Below are 21532 nucleotides of genomic sequence, written 5' to 3'. Positions count from 1 at the left end.
CTGCTTAGTAACATAAAAAATCAGCCTTAAGGGCTGATTTTTTTATTGCCATAATTGAAAAGTGCGGTGGTTTTTTGTGAATTTTTTAGGCTAAGATTAAATTTCCTAGTACTGTTTTTGTTATCTTCCAGAAAAACAAAACTCAGCGATGGGCTGAGTTTTATATTCACTAATGAAGTGCGGTACTTTTTTTATGAATTTCCAACAAATTTTCTTCTTGTTTAGGCATTTGTAGATAAAAGCCTTGTTGTTGGATTTTTTCTAGCACTTCTTGGTTATCTGCATTGATGAGTGATTTTTCACCTTTAAGATCAAATAGCATCACAAAAATAGGCGTGCCGAAGCTGTCGCGTAGGGTTTCGGGAATTGGGGAAAAATCATCGCGTTTAGCAATGTATAAATACATTCCTTCTTTTTTCTTACTTTTATAAATAGCGCAGAGCATAAGGTTTCCTATTGTTCAGCTTGTTTATTTTTGCGTGATTTTTTCCATTTCCACAATACAATCAAGGCAACTACGCCGATAATGGCGTAAATAACGAATTGCCCCTTGTGGATTTGCTCATTCAACCAATCTAAATTACTTGCGCCAAAATGTCCTAAATAAACCCAAATTGGCACAGAAATAATGGCGGCAAGAAAATCAATCAGCACGAAACGGACAAAACTTACACGGCGGGTAATGCCTGAAACCATATAAATTGGCGCTCTTAAACCGGGGAGAAAACGGGCGGTGAAAAGGACGCGATTGCCGTATTTATCAAATTGCGAACGCACCATTTGTAAGCGTTTTAAGGTAAGCATTTTGCGAATTGGACGGAAACGCAAGATTTTTACGCCATAAGCGCGGCCTAACCAATACATTGTGCTGTCGCCGATTAACACCCCCAGCATACTCACCACTAACATAATATGTGGATTGGTATAGCCTAAGCCAGAAATGACGCCGCCTGACACAAGGGTAATATCTTCAGGAATTGGCACGCCGAAGCCACAGATGATCAAAACAAACAAAACAGCAAAGTAGCCGTAGTCAGTAAAAAAGTTGATTAAAAATTCCATATCAAATCCGCATTTAATTTGCCAGAATGGTTAAGTTCAAAATGCTGATTATTGTAACTTTTTTTGTGAAAATAGCCATTAAAAATATGGCAATAAGCAGATTTATATTTGCCTTAAGGTCGGGCATTGATTATAATCTGCGGTCTCAAAGATTTCTTTGAGCTTGATTTTGTGAAATCGCTGGGTCGCCTGCGATTTTTTTGATTAACTTTTTATTAAAGAGAATACAACTATGTCATTCAAATTTAACGCTGAAGTGCGTACAGCGCAAGGTAAGGGTGCGAGCCGCCGCCTGCGTCATAACGGTCAAATTCCTGCAATCGTTTATGGTGGGAATGCAGAACCTGTTTCAATCATCTTAAACCACGATGAATTAAACAACGCTCAAGTACACGATTCTTTCTATTCAGACGTGATCACTTTAGTGATTGATGGTAAAGAAGTGGCTGTGAAAGTACAAGCAATGCAACGCCACCCATTCAAACCAAAATTAGTTCACATCGACTTCAAACGCGTTTAATTTTGCGTTGAATAAAAAAAGCACCTTTTTAAGGTGCTTTTTTGTTATCTCCATTTTAGAACGCATATTCAATCTTTGCCCAATAAGTGCGTGGCATTCCCACCAAAGCAAAACTGCGGTCATATTTTCCGCGTTGTACTTGCCAATAATGTTTATTGAACAGATTTTCTATCCCAACACGCAGAATAAGATCTTGGTTTTGGCGAATTTGGAAACGATATTTCGCGCCAAGATCCACGGTGGTATAAGATGGAAATTCGTAGGTTTTTGCGTAATTTTGGTAGGATTTTCCGTAATATTGCACCGCACTACTTAATAACAGATTTGGCGCGAAACTTGGTTCCCATTCTACGGCTGCTTTGGCAATAATGCGTGGGCTTGCCACTTGAGTGCCGTTGATGATTTCTCCTGCATAGCTTGAAAAATCAATGAGATCGCCTTTATTGTAAGTGATGCCGAAACTTGGGCGTAAACGGCCTTCAAGCAAGTTAGCATAAAGGTTAAATTCAATTCCACGATTGCGTTCTTTACCTTGTTCTTCCCCTGAAGTGCGGTGATATTTTGTGGCAGATTTTGCACTGATGATACCGGGGCGTGTGATTTGATAAAGGCTAAGTGTCGTGGTGAAGGTTTCACCCCAGTTTTTTCTTGCGCCTAGCTCAATTTGACGGCTTACACGCGGATCAGCCATTGTGCCATCTTCATCGACATAACCGGGCTCAAGATCTTCCAAATAATTTCCATAAAGGACAAAATTGGAATTTGGCACCCAAGCAAGGGTAAGCATTGGACTAAAGCGGTGCGCTTTGCCGTCCGTTTTAACAGATTTTTCTCCCGTTGTGGCGTTGGTTTGATAATTGGTTTGTTTGATCCATTGTAAGCGACCGCCTAAGGTTAAACGAATTTGATCGTCAAATAGCCCGAGCGTATCGGCTAAGGCAAGACTGTAAGATTTTAATTTTTGATCCGTATTGCCTTGGACTAAAGGTTTGAAGTTATCCACTTGAGCGAAGTGAGGGGCGTAGAGATTACCACCAGAAAAAGCTTTAAGCACAGGGCTTTGATCGAAATCTCGTTCGCGTAGTACCGCATCAAAAGCCACATTCCAGTTATGGCTTAATGCGCCGGTAAAATGATGGCCTTGTAATTTTAGATTTCCGCTTGTGGTACGAGTGATAAAGTCCATTGCTCGCATTTGGCTAATTTTATAATCACCGTTAGGTTGAATATTCGTAGCAAGAATTTGCCCGAAATTGCCGTAATAATTTGACGTCATATGCCCAATGCCGCCAGATAAAGTCATCTCATAAGGTAAGTCATAAGAAGCGGCGAGCATAATGGTTTGATCGCGCGTGGTTTGCCCAGACCAAGCGGGGATTAAATTGATCTCGTCATTTGGGGCAGCAGGCAAGGCATAAGTGAGATTTTGAATATCCTGTACCCTTGCACGTCCGCCGTGTGTAGCACGTTTGGCATAGAGATAATCCAAGGCAACACGCAATTTTTCGCCACGATAATCGGCAGAAATGGCAAATTCTTTATTGCGTTCATCATAATGATCACGAGCCGTATCTCCATCACGGTAAAGTCCATTAATGCGAATGCCCCATTCTTTATTTGCCCCAAAGCGGCGACCAAAATCAAAAGATTCTTGTAAACGGGAATCACTAAACCAAGCAAATCCAAGGCGATTGATGTCTTTATCGGTGGCGCGTTTGGTTTCAATATTGATTGAAGCACCTGATGACCCTTCGGGATCCATTCCTACCGTGGCAGTGGACGCGCCTTTAATCAGTTGGGCTGAGCTGACAGCAGCGGTCGGGGAATTGTAGGTGGAATATAATCCCGCTAGGCCGTTCAAACTAAATTGACGGGCATCTAATTGTAAACCACGCACATAAACGCCTTGCAAGGTGTTAGTTTCACCGCCAAAATTCATTACAGAAGCATCGGTTTTGGCGATCGCATCAACAATATTGCGTGGCTGGCTATCTGCTAGTGCCTGTTCATCATAATTCACCACGGTGATAGGCGAAGTAAAGGCCAGTTGTTCGCCTAAAAGGCTTAAATTGACCTCTGATTTGAGCTTATTGGTGGCTTTGAATTTTTCTAATTCAGTAACCACATTGATTTCATCTAACGATTGATTCGTTTCAGCCAAAGCAGAAAAAGAAATCCCAAAGAAAAGTGCGGTGTAAATTGCGCTAAATTTTACAGGAATGGAATATTGCATAAATTTCTCATTGATAATTTGTTGAACTTATAAATAAAAGGAAAGATCCTCCTTTCCTTTTATTTGCCTATAAAAACAAGGGCGATTATAGAGTAACTACATTGCCTTAATCAATGAGAATTATTCTTATTTATAAGTTGATAGCCATTCGCATTCCCCTATCCGAACTTTCATAGATTAACGCAATCAATTTTAGCACTTCAGTAGCTTGTTGAGCGGTAACTTGCAATGGGGATTGTTCGCGGAGAGTTGCGTAAATATTATCGTAATAGGCTTGGTAGTTACCGCGTTCGGTTTCAATGGGGCTACGGATAACAATACCGTTGATTTCGGTGTGCAGCAGTCCCCAGTCTTTTTCAGGCTCAGCGTTCCAATCGCCTTGTGGTTTTATGCCTTTGAGCAATAGGGCTTCTTGGTTATCCATTGTGGCTTTGATGTAGCTCCCTTTCGTGCCTTGCAACATAATGTAAGGGGCAGATTCGCGGGCGCATTTGGTGGAAGACAGCACTACTTTTTTGTCCTCATAGTAGAAAATAATTTCAAAGTTATCTTCCGATTTTGCGCCTGCACGTTGCGCTTTCATATCCGCATAAAGTGCGGTGGGAATACCGAATAAATCTACGCAATGGTCGATCAAATGCACGCCTAAATCATAAACCAGCCCAGAGCCAAATTCTCCGGTTTCTTTCCACGCTTTGCTATTGGGTTTTTGGCTGAACCGTTCGTAACGCATTTCATAATGCACAATTTCGCCCAACATTTGATGTTGAAGTAGTTTTTTCACCGTTAAAGCACCATTATCCCAACGGCGATTTTGGTAAACGGAAAGCATCACATTATGCTGCTTGGCGAGTTTATCTAGCTCTTCTGCTTGCGCAGGGTAAACCGCAAGGGGCTTTTCTACGATGACATTTTTGCCTGCCAAAATGGCTTGTTTTGCCATTTCGTAATGGGTGAGATTAGGCGTGGTGATAATCACCAAGTCAATTTCAGGGCTGAGCAGTTGTTCAAACTGATGTACCACTTCAATATAAGGATAGGCTTGTTTCGCTTTTTCGCTGCTGCGTTCAAACACTTTACGCACTTGAAAACGCGGATCGAGATCTAAAAAAGGCATATGAAAGGTTTTGGCGGACATTCCAAAGCCTGCAATGGCAACGTTAATGATTTTTTCCATTTGATTTTCCTATTGAATTGCTTTTAATCTTTGCAAAATTTCTTGGTCAGGTAGAGCCTGAATTTTGCGAATACGTTGGATAAGCAGCACGGCGGCGACAGTTAAGCTCACCACAAAGCCCACCCAAAAACCTGCCGCGCCAATGCTTGGCATTAGCCAATCGGTGCGCGATAAAATATAGCCCAATGGCATTCCAATGCCCCAATAACAGAACATTGTGATGTATAAAATAGATTTGGTGTCTTTATAGCCACGCAATGCCCCTGCGGTGATCACCTGAATGGTATCGGAAAATTGGTATAAGGCAGAAATCAACAGCAAATGGCTAGCGATTAAAATTACGTCTTGATCTGAAACGTAAATTTTAGGAATTTGTTGATTAAATAAAACCACAATGAGTGCGGTAAAACAGGCTAGGCTTAGCCCTACAGCAAGCGCTGAATAGAATACTGCTTTTGCTTGTTGCAATGAGCTTTCGCCCAAACGTTGCCCTACTAAAATGGTAGTTGCCATTCCTAAAGACATTGGCAACATAAAAATAAAGGAACTGGTCGTTAGTGCAATTTGGTGGCTAGCGACTACTTCTGTACCAAGAGGTGAAAGTAAAAGTGAAGAAAGGGCGAATAATGCCACTTCGCAAAATAGCGCAATACCAATAGGGAAGCCTAAGCCTAGCACTTTTTTTAATGTCGTTATATTTGGTTTTTCGATTAACCCTTCAAACACCTTTAAATCACGCTGGCTGCGTGCTTGACGAGAGTAGGCAATCATCATCAAACACATTGCCCAGTTTACCATTGCTGTTGCAATGCCACAGCCCACTGCACCAAAAGCAGGCACACCAAATTTTCCGTAAATGAAAATATAATTGAGTGGAATATTGAGTAATAAGCCGACAAAGGTAATCACCATTGCTGGTTTGGTTTTCGCAATACCATCGTTTAAGCAGCGGAAATTGATCATTAGTAAATAGCCCGGTAATCCCCAAAGCATAATATGCAAATAATCAATGGTGATATGTGCCAGTTTTGGATCCATTCCCATATGGCTAACAATATAATCACTGAAGTAAATAATTAATCCAATAGGAATACAGCTTAATGCCACAATCCATAGCCCTTGATGGACATAATGAGCAATACGATGACGCTGCCCTGAACCATTAAGGTAAGAAATAATTGGTGGCAAGGCAAGCAGTAAGCCGTGTCCGAGCAATACTAGTGGAAACCAGATTGAACCCGCTACTGAAATGGCTGCCATATCTGCGGCACTCACTCGTCCCGCCATAATGGTGTCCACAATGCCCATTGAGTTTTGGGCAAATTGCGCCAATAAAATGGGGAAGGCGATCGCCACCAATTTGTCCATTTCTTGGCGGTGATGTTGAATGAAACTAAATAACATAAAAATATCCGAATTTGTTATATACTATTGCAAGCTTTACCGAATTTACGGTGATGATTTTTAAGATAAGAGAGCTAATTATGTTTACAGGAATCGTGCAGGGCGTAGCCCAAATTCATTCTATTGATGAAAAAACGCATTTTAGAACACAGGTGGTGAAAATGCCACAGGAATTAACCGAAAATCTGGAAATTGGTGCGTCTGTGGCAAATAACGGCGTATGCTTAACCGTAACCAAAATTGAAGGGGATCTCGTCAGCTTTGATTTAATGACGGAAACCCTACGCATCACCAATTTAGGCGAATTATGCCAAGGGGATTGGGTGAACATTGAGCGAGCGATGAAAATGGGCGATGAAATCGGTGGACATATTTTGTCTGGCCACGTTTACACCACCGCCAAGGTTTCGCAGCGTATTGCTTCAGAAAATAACTTGCAAATTTGGTTCGAGTTGCCAGATCCTGCCTTGATGAAATATATTCTCACTAAAGGATTTATCGCCATTGATGGCATCAGCCTGACCATCGGCGAAGTGAAAGGCAACGAGTTTTGCGTAAACCTTATTCCAGAAACCATTCATCGCACCTTGATCGGCAAGCGTGAAGTGGGGGATTTAGTGAATATTGAAATCGATCCACAAACACAAGCTATTGTGGATACGGTAGAACGCTATTTAGCCAGCCGAGGCAAATAATGGCATAAAATGAAAAACTAAAGTGCGGTCGAAAATACGAAATTTTTCACCGCACTTTTTTTTATCGCATTCTATGTTACGATGTGGCACTATGCAGTAAATGGCACGCAACAGCGATATGGGGGCAATATGCAAAATGATTTTTGGAGTTCTGCGCTTTTTTCCATAAGCGTAACTTTACCGACCTTATTGTTGTTAATACTCGGCATCGGGCTACGAAAACGCAAAATCATTGACGATAAATTCAGCCAGCAAGCCACCAGCGTGGTGTTCAAAATCACCTTGCCCGCCTTATTATTTCTCAATGTATTCAAAAATCCCATTGCCGAACTGAATGAACAACTGGTGATGATTTGGGCGTGCGTGCTGGGAACCTTGTTACTGTTCCTTTGTGCGGAAATTTTTGCCGCAAAATTTGTGCAAGAAAAGCGAGAACGTGGCACTTTCGTGCAAGGGGTTTATCGCGGAAATTGTAGTATTTTAGGGCTAGCGTTCTGCCTCAATGCCTATGGCGATGCCGCATTAGTGCCAGCTACCATTTATGCCGCCACCACGGCGATTATTTACAACGTGTTAGGGGTGATCACCTTAAGCCGATCTCTTTCTGATGGCAAAGTAAATATTCCAAGAATGATCTTAAATGTGGTAAAAAATCCCTTAATTGTCAGCATAGTATTAGGCTTTTTAGCCAGTTATTTAAACTTGTCTATTCCTAAATTTATGCTCACCACAATCCAATATCTCGCCACAATGACTTTACCGCTTGCGTTGATCTGTGCTGGTGTCAGCATTGAATTAAAAGCCTTGTATAAAATTTCAGGCATTTCTTTATGGGCAAGTGTTGGACGGGTGATTGTTGCACCGATTTTTATGGTGTTACTGGGCAAATTATTTGGCTTTAGCGGCGTGAATTTAGGTGTAATTTTCTTAATGAATGCCACACCAATGGCTGCCGCGGCTTATGCAATGGTGCGAGGAATGGGGGGCAACGCCAACACGGCAGCGAACATTATTGGCATTACCACTTTCGCCTCAATGTTTATTTCTGCCTTAGGCTTAACCATTTTGCACCAAATGGGGTGGGTGTAAGAATAACGTTTAATGAAAAACGAAAGGGCGAAAATCTTCGCCCTAAAATTTATTAAAAAATCACCGCACTTTATGGTTTAAGCGAGATCTTCACCGCACAGCGTTCGCCTTGTTGGAGCGGTTGTGCAATTCTTGCAGTTTCCAAACAAACCATTGTTTTATAACCTGTTTCGCTTATTCCACCAGTGGCCTTATGCCAAGGGTTCCACAGCACCACATTGCTTGCATTATGATGTGCCACATTAATTGTACGCCCGTCCCCTTTATCGACAATGTGATGCGAAATAGGAGATTGTACTGTATAAATGCAATCAATATGCTGATCAATGAAACGTGGGGAAGGCACATTTTCTTGCTGCTGCGTTAATGCGTTGAAGCATTCGGTAGGCAAGTTTTGCACTTCCACATTGGCCACATCGCTTAAATTAAAATAGCTATGCAAAGCAAGTTGGGCAGGTTCTTGTCCGTAATGCTGAAAAATAATTTCGCAATCTTGACTAAAGATCATTGTGGTTTTGGCTTCAATTAAATGATCTGATGAAAATAAGCAAAATTCCAACCGCACTTTGTTTTCTTCAATTTCATAATCACTGAGCTGCCATAAACTGATGCGCGCATAACCGTGCGCAGGGGATTTTGCGCCACCAAACCAAGGATAGCAAATTGGCACGCCACCACGAATGGCATTGCCTAAGGTGAAGGGTTCTATTTCACTCAGCCAAAGCATGTCTTTCTGCGCGCCTTTCGGTTGCCAGCTAAATAAATGCGCGCCTTGAAGCGAGATCAAAGCTTTACCCACTTGGTGATCTAACGCAATCACGGGGATTTCATTATATTGTTGCAAACTCAATGCAGGGGTGAGTTGTTTGATGGTTGTTATTGTTGTCATTAAATTATTCTCCTTTAACAATGTGAATTATTCACTTCTTCGCGCAAAAATTTTCCGTGTTGTAGGAAAATAGTGCGGTTGGTGAGTTTACCTAGTTCGGGATTATGCGTTACCATCACGATCGTTCGGCCTTGCTGATTGAGTTCGGTGAGCAAATCTAGCACCAGTTTTTCATTTTTTTCATCAAGGTTGCCAGTGGGTTCATCAGCAAAAATCACTGGGGGCTGATTAACTAGGGCGCGGGCAATACAAACCCGTTGTTGTTCTCCCCCTGAAAGTTGGCTTGGGCGGTGATCAAAACGGTGTGCTAACCCCACTTGCGCTAAGACTGCTTTGGCAGCTTCTTCATCGACAACGCTGTGATAATGCTGCGCAAGCATCACATTTTCCAGCGCAGTCAAGTAAGGGATTAAATGGAATTGTTGGAATACCAAGCCAATTTTTTCTGCACGAAATCGTTGGCGGCCAATTTCATCGAGTTGCGCGGCGTCCACGCCATCTAAAATCACTTTACCTTCGCTTGCCGTATCAAGCCCAGTGAGAATGTTCATCAATGTGGTTTTGCCTGAGCCTGATGCCCCCATTATGGCAACAAATTCCCCCTCAGCGATTTGGATATTAATGTCTTCAAGGGCGGTTACTTGCCCAAAGCGTTTATATAAATGTTGGGTTTCAATAACGTATTTTTCCATTTTATTCGCCTTTTAAAACGTTGGCAGTTTGAATTTCTAAAGCGCGGCGCGTTGGCACAATCACGGCAACAAAAGCCACGGTGAGCGAGAGCAGAATTGTGATTGGAATCACAGGCAAGCGCAAATCAATATAGGCTTTAAACACGGTGATACCGAGAATTTGTGCCAGTAAATACCCTAAGATTAGCCCCACGACAATAGCACAAAATGCGATAAGTAAAATTTCTGTGCCAATTTGCTTAATAATATCTTGCTGTTTTGCGCCTAAGGCTTTTTGCAGGGCAAATTCTTTCGCCCGTTCGCCCACAATGGCAATTAAGGTAGTGTTCACGCAAAGGGTGGCAAGAATCAAAATTACCACTGAAATCAAGCCCATTAAGCCTTTGATTTTATCCAAAATTTGCCCCTCAGAGGCGGATACTTTCAAGATCGGGCGAATGGCTAAATCAGGATATTGCTGTTGTAATTGTTGTGCAAATTGGCTCACTTGCCCTTGATCGTTTTTCACATTGAGAAGCGCATTGGTGATCAAGCCTGTTTTATCCAGCCACTGCTGGGCAAATTCAAGATTGACAATCAGCATATTGTCCGTGGCATCACCACTTTCTACAATAGCTTTAATGGTAAAGTGGTGCTTTTCTGTTCCTTTGTTCAAGGTGATTTTATCGCCAAGGTTCAGGTTTAACCGTTGGGCAAGGGATTTGCCGATCATCGCGTTGCGATCATCAAAATTCACGCCAATGGGGGATCCTGTGATTTGCCAATAAGGGGAAAGGGTTCGCATTGCATCAAACCACACGCCCATTATCACCACTTTTTCTAAATCTGCTCGAGCCACGCCATAAAGATAAGGGCTAGCTGCGGTGATTAAACCTTGTGGAGCTTGGCTAAGAATGTGGTTGAAATCCGTTTCATTCATCAAGCCACTGCTGTTTGAACCGATGTAAAAATTTGCCCCAAAGGTGCGCAGCTCTTGGCTCATTTTGGTGTTGATGTCGAAATACACCGCGGCCATTGCGGTAACAATACTTGCGCCAACGGTGAGTGCCGCGAAAATAATCATCACCCGTTGCAAACGCAAGCGTAACGCATTGATAATTAAACGCCAAAACATTGTGCGCGCGTTGATTGAATGAGCATTATTGGCGGCCATACAACACCTCCACAGGATAAAGCTGGGCAATACGATGAGCAGGGAACCAAGTGCCGATTAAGGCAATGATCATCGACAGTACCAATACGCAAGGCACCACGATCCAAGCGAAATCTAAAGGCGAGCCAAATAGGGTAATGCCGATAAATTTGGCCAGCCCCCAACCGGCTACGCAACCAAGCGCACCACCGAGTAGGGCGCTGATAATGGCTTCGCAATAAAACAGTAAGACAATTTGCCATTGGTAAGCGCCAAGAGCTTTCATCAAGCCAATTTCTTTACTCCGTTCGATAATGGTGGTGGTCATCAGCGAAGCAATCCCCATCGCCGCAGCGACTAATGCCGCCACGGTTACCACGGCAAGCAAGAGCTGGATTTTTTCAATCACCACGCCTTCAGAAGCCGCAACTTGCCAAATTGGGCGAACCACTGCGCCTGAAATGGCCTCTTCTAACTGATGAGAAATCGAAGACACATAAGCGGTGCAGTACCAGCGATCGTATTCTTCGGCAGCTAAGGCATCAGGGTTATCTCTGGCTTTGCGCGAGAGTTTATTTTCTGGCACGGTAAGCGCGGAAACCTTGATCGCTTGCACTTTGCCAGATAAATTTAACAAATTTTGCACCGCACTTAAGGGCAGCACGATCTGCTGTTCTTCCGCGCCACCAGTGCTTAAAATCCCGACAATATGAAGATTAAGCTGGCGTTGCGTTTCGCCCTCGTGATAATTCAGTTCAATTTGATCGCCGATTTTCCACTGCGTGCGATTGGCTAATTGATTACCTAAAAGTGCGGGGATATTTTCGCTAATATTTTTCTGGCTATCGTCCACCCATTGCCCTTGCACTTTCCAATAAGGGCTAATAATGCGTTGCCCGGTGTGGTAGTCATCTTCATCAGGAATGGCAATGGGATGATCGAAAAATGTGCCTAAAATGCTGATATTATGGGTATTGTTTTGCGTCAGATTTTTGCCTTCCACTTCTGCACTGAGCAGTGGCGCAAAGCCCACAATGTTATTACGCCAGAAAATATCTTTCACATTAGGCAATTCTTTTTCATCTAAAAAATCCTGCGTGGAAAGGCTGTTTCCTCCGTTTATTTCTGCGGAAAGCACCGCACTGCTGGCAGGTTCAATCAAAATATTCGCGCCATAGGATTTCAGCTCGCGCGCCATTTTATCGCCAATATCAATGGATACCGCAAGCAGGGCAGAAACCAGCCCCGCGGCGAGAAAAATAGTCATAATGGCGAGCAATTTGCGTTTTAAACCGTGTCGCCAAGATTGCAATAACATTCGACTGAGCATTAGGGATTTTCCTCTTTCGCCACATAATTTTCAGGGTGATCGCGGAAAGCATTGAGATTTTGTTCGTTGGCAAAGAAATAGGTTTTGCCCGCATAATTATATTTATGCTCCGCTGTGGTATTTTTCAATGTTGTGCCGTCCACAGGATCTTTTACTGTTAATTCCACAATGGTGGAAAAATAGTTTAAGCCGTCTTCAAGGCTCTTTTTGCTGATGATCACTTCGCTGTCTGTTTGCTGCCAATCTTCAATCGGTACAGGGTTGCAACCGCCCGGTTTGCCGATAGACGGAATAAACATTCTCACGCCACAGCCCACGCAAACTACTTGATCCCCTTCCATAACATAGCCTTGATCGCCGCATAAAATGCAAGCATCAAACACCGCGGCTAAGCTAAGATTTTTGCTTGAGCGGTTGATCAGGAAAAAACGTACCGCTTTGCCGTCACTGGCAATCCATACAAAACGGTGTAGCTTGCCGTCTTTCACTTCTTCAATCGGAATATGAATGCGGTTTTGTTTATCGAGCGTAACAGGTTTTGCTTCAGAAAGTTGCGGTGGGCGAGAAGCGATTTGATCCCAATAAAGTTGCGCAGAAACAATGCTCAATAAGGCGATGCTTCCCCAAAAAAGCGTGCGTTGGCTGGTTTGTAATAGGGCTAATTTTTTCCGTTTTTCAATGGGTTGCAGCGTATTGTTTACCACAGTTTTGTTGGCAGAATGGATTTTTAGCGCAAATAAAATCAGGCTTAATGCGGTAAGTGCGGCGATAAAATAATTGCTATAACTGATTAAATTGCTGGATTTTGCCACGAAACTTAACCGCGCTTTGGTGAGATCAATCAATTGTAATTTCATCAAGCCAAGTAGTGCTTCACCGATTAAAGGCAAGAGTATAAATAGAGTAGTGAGCGAAATCAGCAAAAAGGGAAGTGCGGTGCATTTTTCTGCTGTTTTTGTTTGTTTTAATAAAAGATAAAGCCAAGATGCAAATAAAAAGCAAAAAATCAGGGCAAAAATCACCGCACTTAGGTGCAAGATAAAATCCGTGTTAATCACGTCCGTGTTGGTAATGGCGGAAATATTCGGATCGCGCGCCCATAGCACACCTGCGGCAAAACAAAGCACAAATTGGCAAAAATAAGCGACTTTGTTTGAACGGATAAAATGGGCAAGATAAAACAGCGCAAAAATTGCCATTAAGAAAATACTTAGCCCCAGTTTCACTGGTTGGGAAGCTGGCAGCTGCAAATAACCCACCGATCCAAAACTCAACCCCAGCAGAGAAAGCCAAAGGATTCGTTTTAAATGAAGGTTGTCATATTTCAGCCAATTTACGCCTAATAGTAAAGCAATCGGCAAAACAGATTGAAGGAAAAAAACGAAGTAGTAGTTCATAATAATCTCAATCAAAAATCTAAATTTTTCTAATTATTCTGCTGACAAAACAATGAGAAAAATCGTATTTGAGTAACTTTAGTAACAATGAAACCTAGCACAGACGTGCTAGGTTAATTTTTATTTATTTTGCTGATTGAAAATGGATTATTTCAACCCAGTAAATTTAAACTCATAGCTCACATCAAAAGGTTTCCACCAACGACCTACGCCCGTTTCGCTGTCGGTGTGGCGGTGCATACCGGCTTTTGATGGGGGATCGATGTGGTAGGTGACTTTGTAGTTACCCACGCCCATCATTTTTACGTTTGCACCATAATGTGGGCCATCGCCTGCGACCATTGGCATAAACGTGCCTTCTTGTTTTTCACCAGTGTCGGTGTTTACCAAGGTGTAAGCGATGGTTAAATATGGCATCCATTCGCCTTCGCCAAAGCCGTTGTCGTTGCCTTTGGTGGCGTGAATATCTGCTTCAAGGTGAATGTCAGAGTCTTTCGCAGATAAGCCCATTCCACGCGGTTCCATATCAATAGGTTGTAAATAAACGGCAGCAATTTCCATACCATTCATTGTTACCGCTTCACCAATTGGGTATTCTTTGAAGGCAAGGGCTGAAGGGGCAGTTAAAATTCCTGCTAATAAAGTCGCTGCAACGAATGTTTTTTTCATAGGAACTCCTATTTATTAAAGGTTAAAAATCAATATTAAGCCTGTTTTTTGCTTTGGTGTTTCATATAGAACAAAGCGAAAACGGCTGCGATAAGTAAAATAGCCTGAGGCGTTAGGGTTTCAATGTAAGGATAAATGCCGAGCCACGAAATTTCTGGCACATTGGCAACCAGTGTTGGCTCAAACAGTTTTCCTTCAATCAGTTCTAGCACCGATTTTCCTGCGAAAATAAATGCCATTAAATACATAAAAGAACCAGTAAACATAAAGAACGGTTTTAGTGGCAACTTCACCACCGAATAACGCATAATCACATAGCAAATAGCAAGCACCACAACGCCTGCCACAATACCAGCGAATAAATACACATAGCTCATTGCGTTAGTGGCATCGCCAACCAGCGCATAATAGAACAACACGGTTTCTGCGCCCTCGCGGTACACCGCAAGGAAACTGGTGATCCATAAACCAATGAGCGATCCGGTACTGAGTGCGGCGGACAGTTTGCCTTCTAAATAGCGTTTCCAGTTTTGCGCTTCCACTTTGGAAAGCAGCCAATAGCTCATCATAAAGAGCATTACCACGGCAATCATCATCGTGAAACCTTCGAGTAATTCGCGGCTTGCCCCTGAATTAGAGAACACCAGCTGGAAAATAGCCGCGGTGATAACACTGGCGATCAACGCCACATAGACCGATTGCTTAATCACTGGCAATTTATCTTGATGATTATTTTTCACTAAATAAGCCACAATCGCCGCCACAATCAGCAAGGCTTCTAAGCCCTCACGCAGCATAATTAAGAAACTATAAAGGAACATTGCCCAATCGCTTTGTTGATTGCCTTGCAACATTTCTACTGCTTTATTGAGATTTTGTGCTAAACCTTGTGCTTGTTGATGCAGTTGTTCGGCGGGCTGATTGGCTTTCATTAGACTCACTAAGCGAGTGAAGTAGCCCTCAATTTCTGTTTTAAAATTGCTATCGCGCGAGCCGATTTTGTTTTCCATTCCGCTATTTTCAAAAATATCGAAATAGGTATCTTGCACCGCAAGCATCGCCTTTTTGCTTTCGCCTTTTTCAAATAGGGTAATGGCATTTTTGATTCCCGCATTGACCTGAGTTGCCACCTTGCCCCAGTTTTGGTTGTCAGAAAAATCTTGCGAATTTTGCACCGCACTTTGCGTTGTTGCCTGTGCCACTTTGGTGGTTGGCAGTTGCGGGAGCTGTTCTTCAATATCCTGTAACAGCGTGGTGATTTGATAGCCTAACGCATTAATTTGCTCGGGTTGCTCACTGAGTTTAATCAAATCATAAAATTGTTGATTAATACTCGCTGAAGCCGCCGCGGAACGATTTTTACGAATGGACATTTCCATTTCGCTGTTTTTATAGCCATCATACTGCGCTTGCTGTACCAATTTTTTCGCTTGCGCAAAATCGCCTTTTTGGTAAGTGCTGATGGCTTGGGCGAGCAGATCATCAATGGTTCTAAAACTTTCTTGCCAGTAAGGTTCAATTTCAGCGTGCTGATAAACATCGTGTTGATTAGAGGCATTGAGCTGATGACCTTGCTCTAAAACTGGTAAGACTAATTGCAGATCTTGTTTTAGTTGGGCAATTTTATCCTGCACTTCTGGCAAGGGTTTACCTTCCCCGATCATTTTTCGGATCTCGCCAAAGGTGGCTTCCATTTGATAGCTTTTTTGTGCGGAAAAGTTAATGCGAATTGGGCCCTCTAAATTCTCAAACACCTCAAAATATGCCATTTGCACTTCGGTGCGTGCATCATCAATGTGCTTTTTTTGGTAAAGCTGAGCGGTTTTATTAAGACGATTTTCAATGTCTTGCACCCATTGTTGATAGTTTTCAGAAGCGGAGGAAAAAGAAGCAAAGAAGAGTAAAGTTAAGCACAGCAGATAACGACAATAACGCAAAAACACCATTTTTATTCTCTAATCTAAATAAAAGTTATTCTTATTTGCGTGGTATTATGCGCTTATTCCGATATTTATCAAGCAAAAACATACGAGCCCGATGAGATTCTTGACTAAAATCAAGTTTTATCTATTGATCTAGAGCAAAATCAACAAAAAATTTACAAAAGATTACACTAAAAAATTTGAGAATTTATCCTTTAATTGGTAACATTCGCACGATTTATCTCTCGCTAGATAAAGAGGTTATTTTTTAGCTTTAGCTTTATATAAAGTAGTTAGCCAGTTAATTAACTTAACTTATTTACTTTATACAATAAACACTTAGGATATCTATTATGAACAAAATCTTCCGTATTGTTTGGAATCAAGCATTACAAACTTGGGTTGTTGTTTCTGAGCTGGCATCGCGCCACGGAAAACCAACCACAATTGTAGGCTCTATTAAAAAGACCTCAAAACTATCAAAAAGTTTCCTGTTAAATTCACTTTCTCTTAGCGTATTGCTAGCACTGCCGACAGCGGCTAATGCTTATGTGGCCTTTAATTCAACCACACCATTTGGTGAGACTAAAAATCTTGATACCGATGGAAGTGCGGCAAAAGCAGCAGATGATCCAACCATTCAACCTTTAAACTATTTTACTCCGGGGAATGAATCTTTTGCTGATCCAGAATCATCAGCTTTTGTTGCAAATGGTTCTGGTGGAAGTCCTTTATATACCGAAAGTAGGGGTATGACCCAGACCGGTATTGCTATTGGTAGATTTGCAAATACCATTAGCCGTGCAGGGGGAAATAATGGTGGTGTGGCTTCATCAGGTATTGCCATTGGTAACTACGCAACTGCTGAAGGTGGGATGTCTATTGCTCTAGGTTCTTTTACTCATGCAAGTGATATTGGTGCGATTGCATTAGGTACGGCAGCACGTGCGGCAGCATTTAACTCTTTAGCTGTAATGCGTCAGGCTTCTGCTGCCGGTGATATGTCAATGGCGATCGGTACAGCTGCTTATGCCAAAAAATTAGGGGGGATTGCGGTAGGTCAATCAGCAACTGCAACAGGTAAACGCGCGGTAGCTATCGGTAGTGCCGATGCTGAAATTCAACGAGTTTCTAGTGGTACCACAGGCGAGACTGTTGGTATGACTACTTATACTGAAAGCAGTAGCACTATGGCTGAAGGTGACTCTTCTGTGGCGGTGGGTTCTGTGGCTCGAGCTAAAGGGGATAAATCTATCGCTATTGGTGCGAATGCTAGAGTAGAAAAAAGTACTACATCTCAACAAGATACTAATTTAAATAATGCAATTGCGATTGGTTCAGATTCAATAAGTGATTATATTGGTAATATTGCGGTTGGTAATAAAGCAAGCGCTAAAAGTAATGATCGTTCGTTAGCAGGAATTAGAGGGAACAATGGACATCCTGGCATTACGACATCAGGAGCTAATTCCCAAAATATGTATGGGGTTTCAACTGGATTTGGTACTTTGTCTGTAGGTGATCAATCGGCTGCAACAGAGGGATCAGTTGCATTAGGTGGAAATGCTATTGCTAATACAGTGTCCGTTGCTGTTGGTTTGCAATCTAAAGCAAATTCTTCAGGTGTGGCGGTAGGGACAACAAGTTATGCTGACAATTCATCTATTGCTGTTGGACGCCAAGCTTATTCAGATAAGTTAGGGGTTGCGGTTGGTACAACTGCAGTTGCCAACGCAATTAGTACTGTTGCACTTGGTGCATCAGCTACAGCAAATGCTAAAGGTGCTATTGCGATTGGTGGACGCGAAGCTAGTTCAGCATCTGATAATACTTATGATTTAGTTAAGGCAACTAAGGCTAGTGGTGTAAAAAGTATTGCTATTGGTTCAAAGGCTAAGGTTGAATCACAAAATGGAGGTGATGGTTCTGATGCTCAAGATTCTATAGCCATTGGTACAGAAGCGACTGTTGAGGGAGCAAAATATGCGGTAGTTATTGGTTCTGGTGCAACAACTAATGATGTTACTCTTAACAGATTTGGTGGTTTAATGGCTGGAACCCAATATAAAGCAAATAATGCTGTTGCAATTGGTTATAAAGCAAATGCATCTGTTGATGCTATTGCAATTGGTCGAGGTGCGCATTCTGAACGTTCTTCGGATAATACTACTATTGCTATTGGTGCGAATGCATTAAGCTATGGTGGTGTGGCAATTGGTGAAGAAGCTAAAGTATTAAAAGATGAGACTAAAGATGTAGCAAGTGCTTCTGTTGCAATTGGTCGCTATTCTACTGTTGGGGAATATGGTGTTGCAGTTGGTACTGGAGCTATCTCTGGTGCAGAATATACAACAGATACCGATATTACAAGTGCGGCTAAAAATATTGCAGGATCCGTTTATGGAACGGCATTAGGGATTAATACGCGTGCTTTATCTATGAGTTCTACTGCGGTAGGGCATAATGCAAAAGTTGCAAAAAAGGCTACAAGTGGTACTGCTGTTGGTCATAATGCTCAAGCGATGGCCGCAAATACAGTGGCTGTTGGGGTAACTGCAAATGCATCTGGATTATCTAGTGTGGCTATTGGACCTAGTGCACTAGCGAGTAGTGAGGTTGCTATTGCTCAAGGTTATCAAGCTCAAGCGACTTCAAATCATGCAATTGCAATTGGTCGTAGAGCAAAAGGATCTGAGAAATCAGCAATAGCGTTTGGTGATGATGCTCAAGCAATACAGACATCTGCGACGGCTATTGGTAATAGTGCACAAGCGACGGCAAGTGATGCCATTGCAATGGGATCGTCGGCAGTTACTTCAGGAAATGCAGGTATTGCTATTGGTAAAGGTGCTAAAGCACAAGGGGCTAATGCTATCTCTATTGGTACTGGAAATGTTGTAACGGGAAATAACTCTGGTGCAATTGGTGATCCAACAACAATTACAGGAACAGGCACTTATTCTGTAGGTAATAATAACGGAACGATTGCAGCTGATAATTCTGGGGTATTTGGTAATAACAATAACCTTACTGGTGGTGCAAATGATGGTATCCGCGTTATCGGTAACGACAACACAGTAACCACTTCTAATGTTCAAGTATTGGGTAATAATGTTACCGCTGATGTGGCGAACTCTGCTTACATTGGTTCAAATAGCCGTGCTGCTGCAGGTTCAGCTGTTGGAACGAAGAATAAGAAAAAAGATGGTTCAGATGGAAATACCACAACTGCTGGTGATGGTGGTACAGTAACTAATGCAACCGTTGGAACGATCACTTATGGTGGTTTTGCAGGTGCAACAGCCCATGGCGTGGTAACCGTTGGTGCAGCAGATAATGAACGTCGCATTCAAAACGTTGCTGCAGGTGAAATTTCTGCAACTTCTACAGATGCAATCAATGGTTCACAGCTTTATGCAACAAATGAAGTTATTGGCAATGTTGCAAATAGTGTTAAGAATATTTTAGGTGGCGATGCTGCTGTTGATCCTAATACAGGAAATATTACTTATGGTAATACAACGGTAGATGGTAATAAAGATGCTGATGGTGTTGGCGGAACAGGTAAAACAACGATTGATGAAGCAATTAAACATGTAAATCAAGGTTGGAAAGCGACTGTTTCAGCATCCGATGGCGGTGAACAATCTGGTCAGATGGAAGATGCTATTCAACCAGGTGAAACCTTAATCTTTGATGCGGGTAAAAATATTAAATTAACACAGTCAGAAGGCAAAATCAGTATTGCGACTAAAGATGATGTTAATTTAAACAGTGTAACAGCAAATACTGTCACTACTGGCAATACTTCAATGAATAATGATGGTTTAACTATCACTAAAGATAATAAAACTACAAAAGTTGAAGCAGGAAAAGTTACAGGTTTAGAAGAGCGTGATACGAATAGTGTTAATTATGGCACTGGTGAAAACGCTGGTCGTGCTGCAACTGAAAGTGCGGTTAAATCTGTTGATGATAAAGTTAATGCCGCTGAATTTGGCTTAAAAGCACAAGATAGTAAAGAAGTTAAGAAAAAACTTAATAACACTATTGAAGTGGTTGGTGCCGATTCAAATATTTCAACTAAAGTGGCTGATGGCAAATTACAAATTGAACTTGCTAAAACACTTGATTTAGGTGAAAACGGAAGTGTTACTATCAATGGAAATACATTAAATAAAGATGGATTAACATTGACTGGTGGACCAAGCATTACTAAATCAGGTATTAATGCTGGTGATCAAAAAATCACTAATGTTGCTCCAGGTGAACTCTCTGCAAATTCTAAAGATGCAGTAAATGGTAGCCAGTTATATGCAACTAACCAGAAAGTGGATGTTAATACCACAAATATTGCCAAAGGCACAAAATATGCTGGTGATGTTGCTGCAAATACTACAAATGAGTTTACTCGTCAGTTAGGTGATGTTACCAATGTGAAAGGTGGCGTAACTGATAAGAATAAGCTTTCTGATAATAATATTGGTGTTGTTTCAAATGGTACTGATACATTAACAGTTAAATTGTCAAAAGAATTAACTGGTTTAACAAGTGCAGTATTTGGTAATACGACAATTAATAATGATGGTGTTACCGTTACAAACGGAAATCAAACAACAAAACTAGAAAGTGGAAAAGTTACTGGGTTAGAAGCTCGTAACCCTAGCAGTAATAACTATGGTGTTGGTGATAATGCAAATCGTGCTGCGACAGAAGCTGCTGTGAAATCTGTTGATGATAAAGCAAATCAAAATGCGACAAATATTACAACTAATACTAATGATATTACTCAATTGAAAAAAGGTTGGAAAGTTACAACTAGCGCATCTGAAGGTGGTGAGGTTAGTGGTACAGAGGTGAAATCTGTATTAGCTGATGAAACAGTAACTGTTGATGCAGGTAAAAACATTAGCATTACACAGAAAGGTAATACGATTTCTGTTGCTACTAAATCCAACGTAGCTTTCGATTCTGTAACTACAGGCAATACCTCAATGAATACCGATGGAGTTACTATTACCAATAATGGTAAAACTACAAAAGTTGAAGGCGGTAAAGTTACAGGTTTAGAGGAACGTAATACTAGCAGTACAGATTATGGTACAGGTGTAAATGCTGGCCGTGCTGCAACTGAAAGTGCGGTGAAATCTGTTGATGATAAATTGACAGCTTCTACTTTTGGATTAAAAGCACAAGACAAGCAAGAAGTTAAGAAAAATCTTAACAATACAATTGAAGTGGTTGGTGCTGATTCAAATATTTCAACTAAAGTAGCTGGTGATAAGTTATAAATTGAATTAGCTAAACAATTAAATTTAACT

At 41.7% G+C, this 21532-nt stretch carries 16 protein-coding genes; 4 read left to right on the top strand and 12 right to left on the bottom strand.

Features of this window, described 5'->3' with window-relative positions:
• Positions 1-169: 169 nt before the first annotated feature.
• Both C3007_RS00705 and C3007_RS00700 read right to left on the bottom strand, forming a co-directional pair.
• Entirely contained in the window at positions 170-445 is a 276-nt protein-coding gene (locus C3007_RS00705) for a YcgL domain-containing protein (protein ID WP_103852598.1), read from the bottom strand.
• Between the two features lie 8 nt (positions 446-453).
• Positions 454-1062 (bottom strand): DedA family protein, encoded by a 609-nt coding sequence (locus C3007_RS00700; RefSeq protein ID WP_103852597.1) that lies wholly within the window; start codon positions 1060-1062, stop codon positions 454-456.
• Positions 1063-1294: 232 nt separating this feature from the next.
• On the opposite strand from C3007_RS00700, the gene rplY reads away from it, so the two are divergent.
• Positions 1295-1582 (top strand): 50S ribosomal protein L25, encoded by a 288-nt coding sequence (gene rplY / locus C3007_RS00695; protein WP_103852596.1) that lies wholly within the window; start codon positions 1295-1297, stop codon positions 1580-1582.
• 55 nt (positions 1583-1637) lie between these two features.
• Here the strand turns inward: rplY and C3007_RS00690 are convergent, their stop codons facing one another.
• From C3007_RS00690 to C3007_RS00680, 3 genes are all read right to left on the bottom strand, one after another.
• Positions 1638-3815, bottom strand: coding sequence for a TonB-dependent receptor (locus tag C3007_RS00690; protein ID WP_370445370.1), 2178 nt, complete (start codon positions 3813-3815; stop codon positions 1638-1640).
• A gap of 130 nt (positions 3816-3945) precedes the next feature.
• The gene (locus C3007_RS00685; protein WP_103852595.1) at positions 3946-4992 is read right to left on the bottom strand and encodes a Gfo/Idh/MocA family oxidoreductase; all 1047 of its coding nucleotides are present in this window, start codon (positions 4990-4992) and stop codon (positions 3946-3948) included.
• A 9-nt stretch (positions 4993-5001) separates the two neighbouring features.
• On the bottom strand, positions 5002-6396 hold the full coding sequence (locus C3007_RS00680) for an MATE family efflux transporter (RefSeq protein WP_103852594.1): 1395 nt from the start codon (positions 6394-6396) through the stop codon (positions 5002-5004).
• 80 nt (positions 6397-6476) lie between these two features.
• Between C3007_RS00680 and C3007_RS00675 the strand changes: the two genes are divergently transcribed.
• A complete protein-coding gene (locus C3007_RS00675; RefSeq protein ID WP_103852593.1) occupies positions 6477-7091 on the top strand; it encodes a riboflavin synthase subunit alpha in 615 nt (204 codons plus the stop codon).
• Between the two features lie 129 nt (positions 7092-7220).
• Positions 7221-8180 (top strand): AEC family transporter, encoded by a 960-nt coding sequence (locus C3007_RS00670; protein ID WP_103852622.1) that lies wholly within the window; start codon positions 7221-7223, stop codon positions 8178-8180.
• Between the two features lie 70 nt (positions 8181-8250).
• Here C3007_RS00670 and C3007_RS00665 read toward each other — a convergent pair whose 3' ends face one another.
• The 7 genes from C3007_RS00665 to C3007_RS00635 form a co-directional block, all read right to left on the bottom strand.
• Complete coding sequence (locus C3007_RS00665) at positions 8251-9069, bottom strand: D-hexose-6-phosphate mutarotase (protein ID WP_103852592.1); 819 nt, start codon at positions 9067-9069, stop codon at positions 8251-8253.
• Positions 9070-9083: 14 nt separating this feature from the next.
• A complete protein-coding gene (locus tag C3007_RS00660; RefSeq protein WP_103852591.1) occupies positions 9084-9761 on the bottom strand; it encodes an ABC transporter ATP-binding protein in 678 nt (225 codons plus the stop codon).
• A 1-nt stretch (position 9762) separates the two neighbouring features.
• The gene (locus tag C3007_RS00655) at positions 9763-10875 is read right to left on the bottom strand and encodes an ABC transporter permease (protein ID WP_103852621.1); all 1113 of its coding nucleotides are present in this window, start codon (positions 10873-10875) and stop codon (positions 9763-9765) included.
• 25 nt (positions 10876-10900) lie between these two features.
• On the bottom strand, positions 10901-12223 hold the full coding sequence (locus C3007_RS00650; RefSeq protein ID WP_103852590.1) for an ABC transporter permease: 1323 nt from the start codon (positions 12221-12223) through the stop codon (positions 10901-10903).
• Positions 12223-13620 carry a Fe-S-containing protein gene (locus C3007_RS00645; RefSeq protein ID WP_103852589.1) on the bottom strand — a complete coding sequence of 466 codons (1398 nt, stop codon included), beginning with the start codon at positions 13618-13620 and terminating at the stop codon, positions 12223-12225. The genes C3007_RS00650 and C3007_RS00645 overlap by 1 nt, the downstream gene beginning before the upstream one ends.
• A gap of 147 nt (positions 13621-13767) precedes the next feature.
• Positions 13768-14289, bottom strand: coding sequence for an iron transporter (locus C3007_RS00640; RefSeq protein ID WP_017805905.1), 522 nt, complete (start codon positions 14287-14289; stop codon positions 13768-13770).
• Between the two features lie 35 nt (positions 14290-14324).
• The gene (locus tag C3007_RS00635) at positions 14325-16235 is read right to left on the bottom strand and encodes an FTR1 family iron permease (protein ID WP_103852588.1); all 1911 of its coding nucleotides are present in this window, start codon (positions 16233-16235) and stop codon (positions 14325-14327) included.
• Positions 16236-16564: 329 nt separating this feature from the next.
• Between C3007_RS00635 and C3007_RS00630 the strand changes: the two genes are divergently transcribed.
• On the top strand, positions 16565-21502 hold the full coding sequence (locus C3007_RS00630; protein ID WP_103852587.1) for an ESPR-type extended signal peptide-containing protein: 4938 nt from the start codon (positions 16565-16567) through the stop codon (positions 21500-21502).
• Positions 21503-21532 lie beyond the last annotated feature (30 nt).

It is taken from the genome of Avibacterium gallinarum, from assembly GCF_002921135.1.
Taxonomy (GTDB): domain Bacteria; phylum Pseudomonadota; class Gammaproteobacteria; order Enterobacterales; family Pasteurellaceae; genus Avibacterium; species Avibacterium gallinarum.
This window is presented reverse-complemented; position numbering and strand designations above follow the sequence as displayed.

Excerpts from the sequence above, each read along its gene's own strand:
- C3007_RS00680 (WP_103852594.1), bottom strand. The coding sequence starts at position 6,396 with ATGTTATTTAGTTTCATTCAACATCACCGCCAAGAAATGGACAAATTG.
- C3007_RS00635 (WP_103852588.1), bottom strand. The coding sequence starts at position 16,235 with ATGGTGTTTTTGCGTTATTGTCGTTATCTGCTGTGCTTAACTTTACTC.
- C3007_RS00640 (WP_017805905.1), bottom strand. The coding sequence starts at position 14,289 with ATGAAAAAAACATTCGTTGCAGCGACTTTATTAGCAGGAATTTTAACT.
- C3007_RS00665 (WP_103852592.1), bottom strand. The coding sequence starts at position 9,069 with ATGACAACAATAACAACCATCAAACAACTCACCCCTGCATTGAGTTTG.
- C3007_RS00685 (WP_103852595.1), bottom strand. The coding sequence starts at position 4,992 with ATGGAAAAAATCATTAACGTTGCCATTGCAGGCTTTGGAATGTCCGCC.
- C3007_RS00655 (WP_103852621.1), bottom strand. The coding sequence starts at position 10,875 with ATGTTTTGGCGTTTAATTATCAATGCGTTACGCTTGCGTTTGCAACGG.
- C3007_RS00700 (WP_103852597.1), bottom strand. The coding sequence starts at position 1,062 with ATGGAATTTTTAATCAACTTTTTTACTGACTACGGCTACTTTGCTGTT.
- C3007_RS00660 (WP_103852591.1), bottom strand. The coding sequence starts at position 9,761 with ATGGAAAAATACGTTATTGAAACCCAACATTTATATAAACGCTTTGGG.
- C3007_RS00670 (WP_103852622.1), top strand. The coding sequence starts at position 7,221 with ATGCAAAATGATTTTTGGAGTTCTGCGCTTTTTTCCATAAGCGTAACT.
- C3007_RS00675 (WP_103852593.1), top strand. The coding sequence starts at position 6,477 with ATGTTTACAGGAATCGTGCAGGGCGTAGCCCAAATTCATTCTATTGAT.
- C3007_RS00705 (WP_103852598.1), bottom strand. The coding sequence starts at position 445 with ATGCTCTGCGCTATTTATAAAAGTAAGAAAAAAGAAGGAATGTATTTA.
- C3007_RS00690 (WP_370445370.1), bottom strand. The coding sequence starts at position 3,815 with ATGCAATATTCCATTCCTGTAAAATTTAGCGCAATTTACACCGCACTT.
- C3007_RS00650 (WP_103852590.1), bottom strand. The coding sequence starts at position 12,223 with ATGCTCAGTCGAATGTTATTGCAATCTTGGCGACACGGTTTAAAACGC.
- C3007_RS00645 (WP_103852589.1), bottom strand. The coding sequence starts at position 13,620 with ATGAACTACTACTTCGTTTTTTTCCTTCAATCTGTTTTGCCGATTGCT.
- rplY (WP_103852596.1), top strand. The coding sequence starts at position 1,295 with ATGTCATTCAAATTTAACGCTGAAGTGCGTACAGCGCAAGGTAAGGGT.
- C3007_RS00630 (WP_103852587.1), top strand. The coding sequence starts at position 16,565 with ATGAACAAAATCTTCCGTATTGTTTGGAATCAAGCATTACAAACTTGG.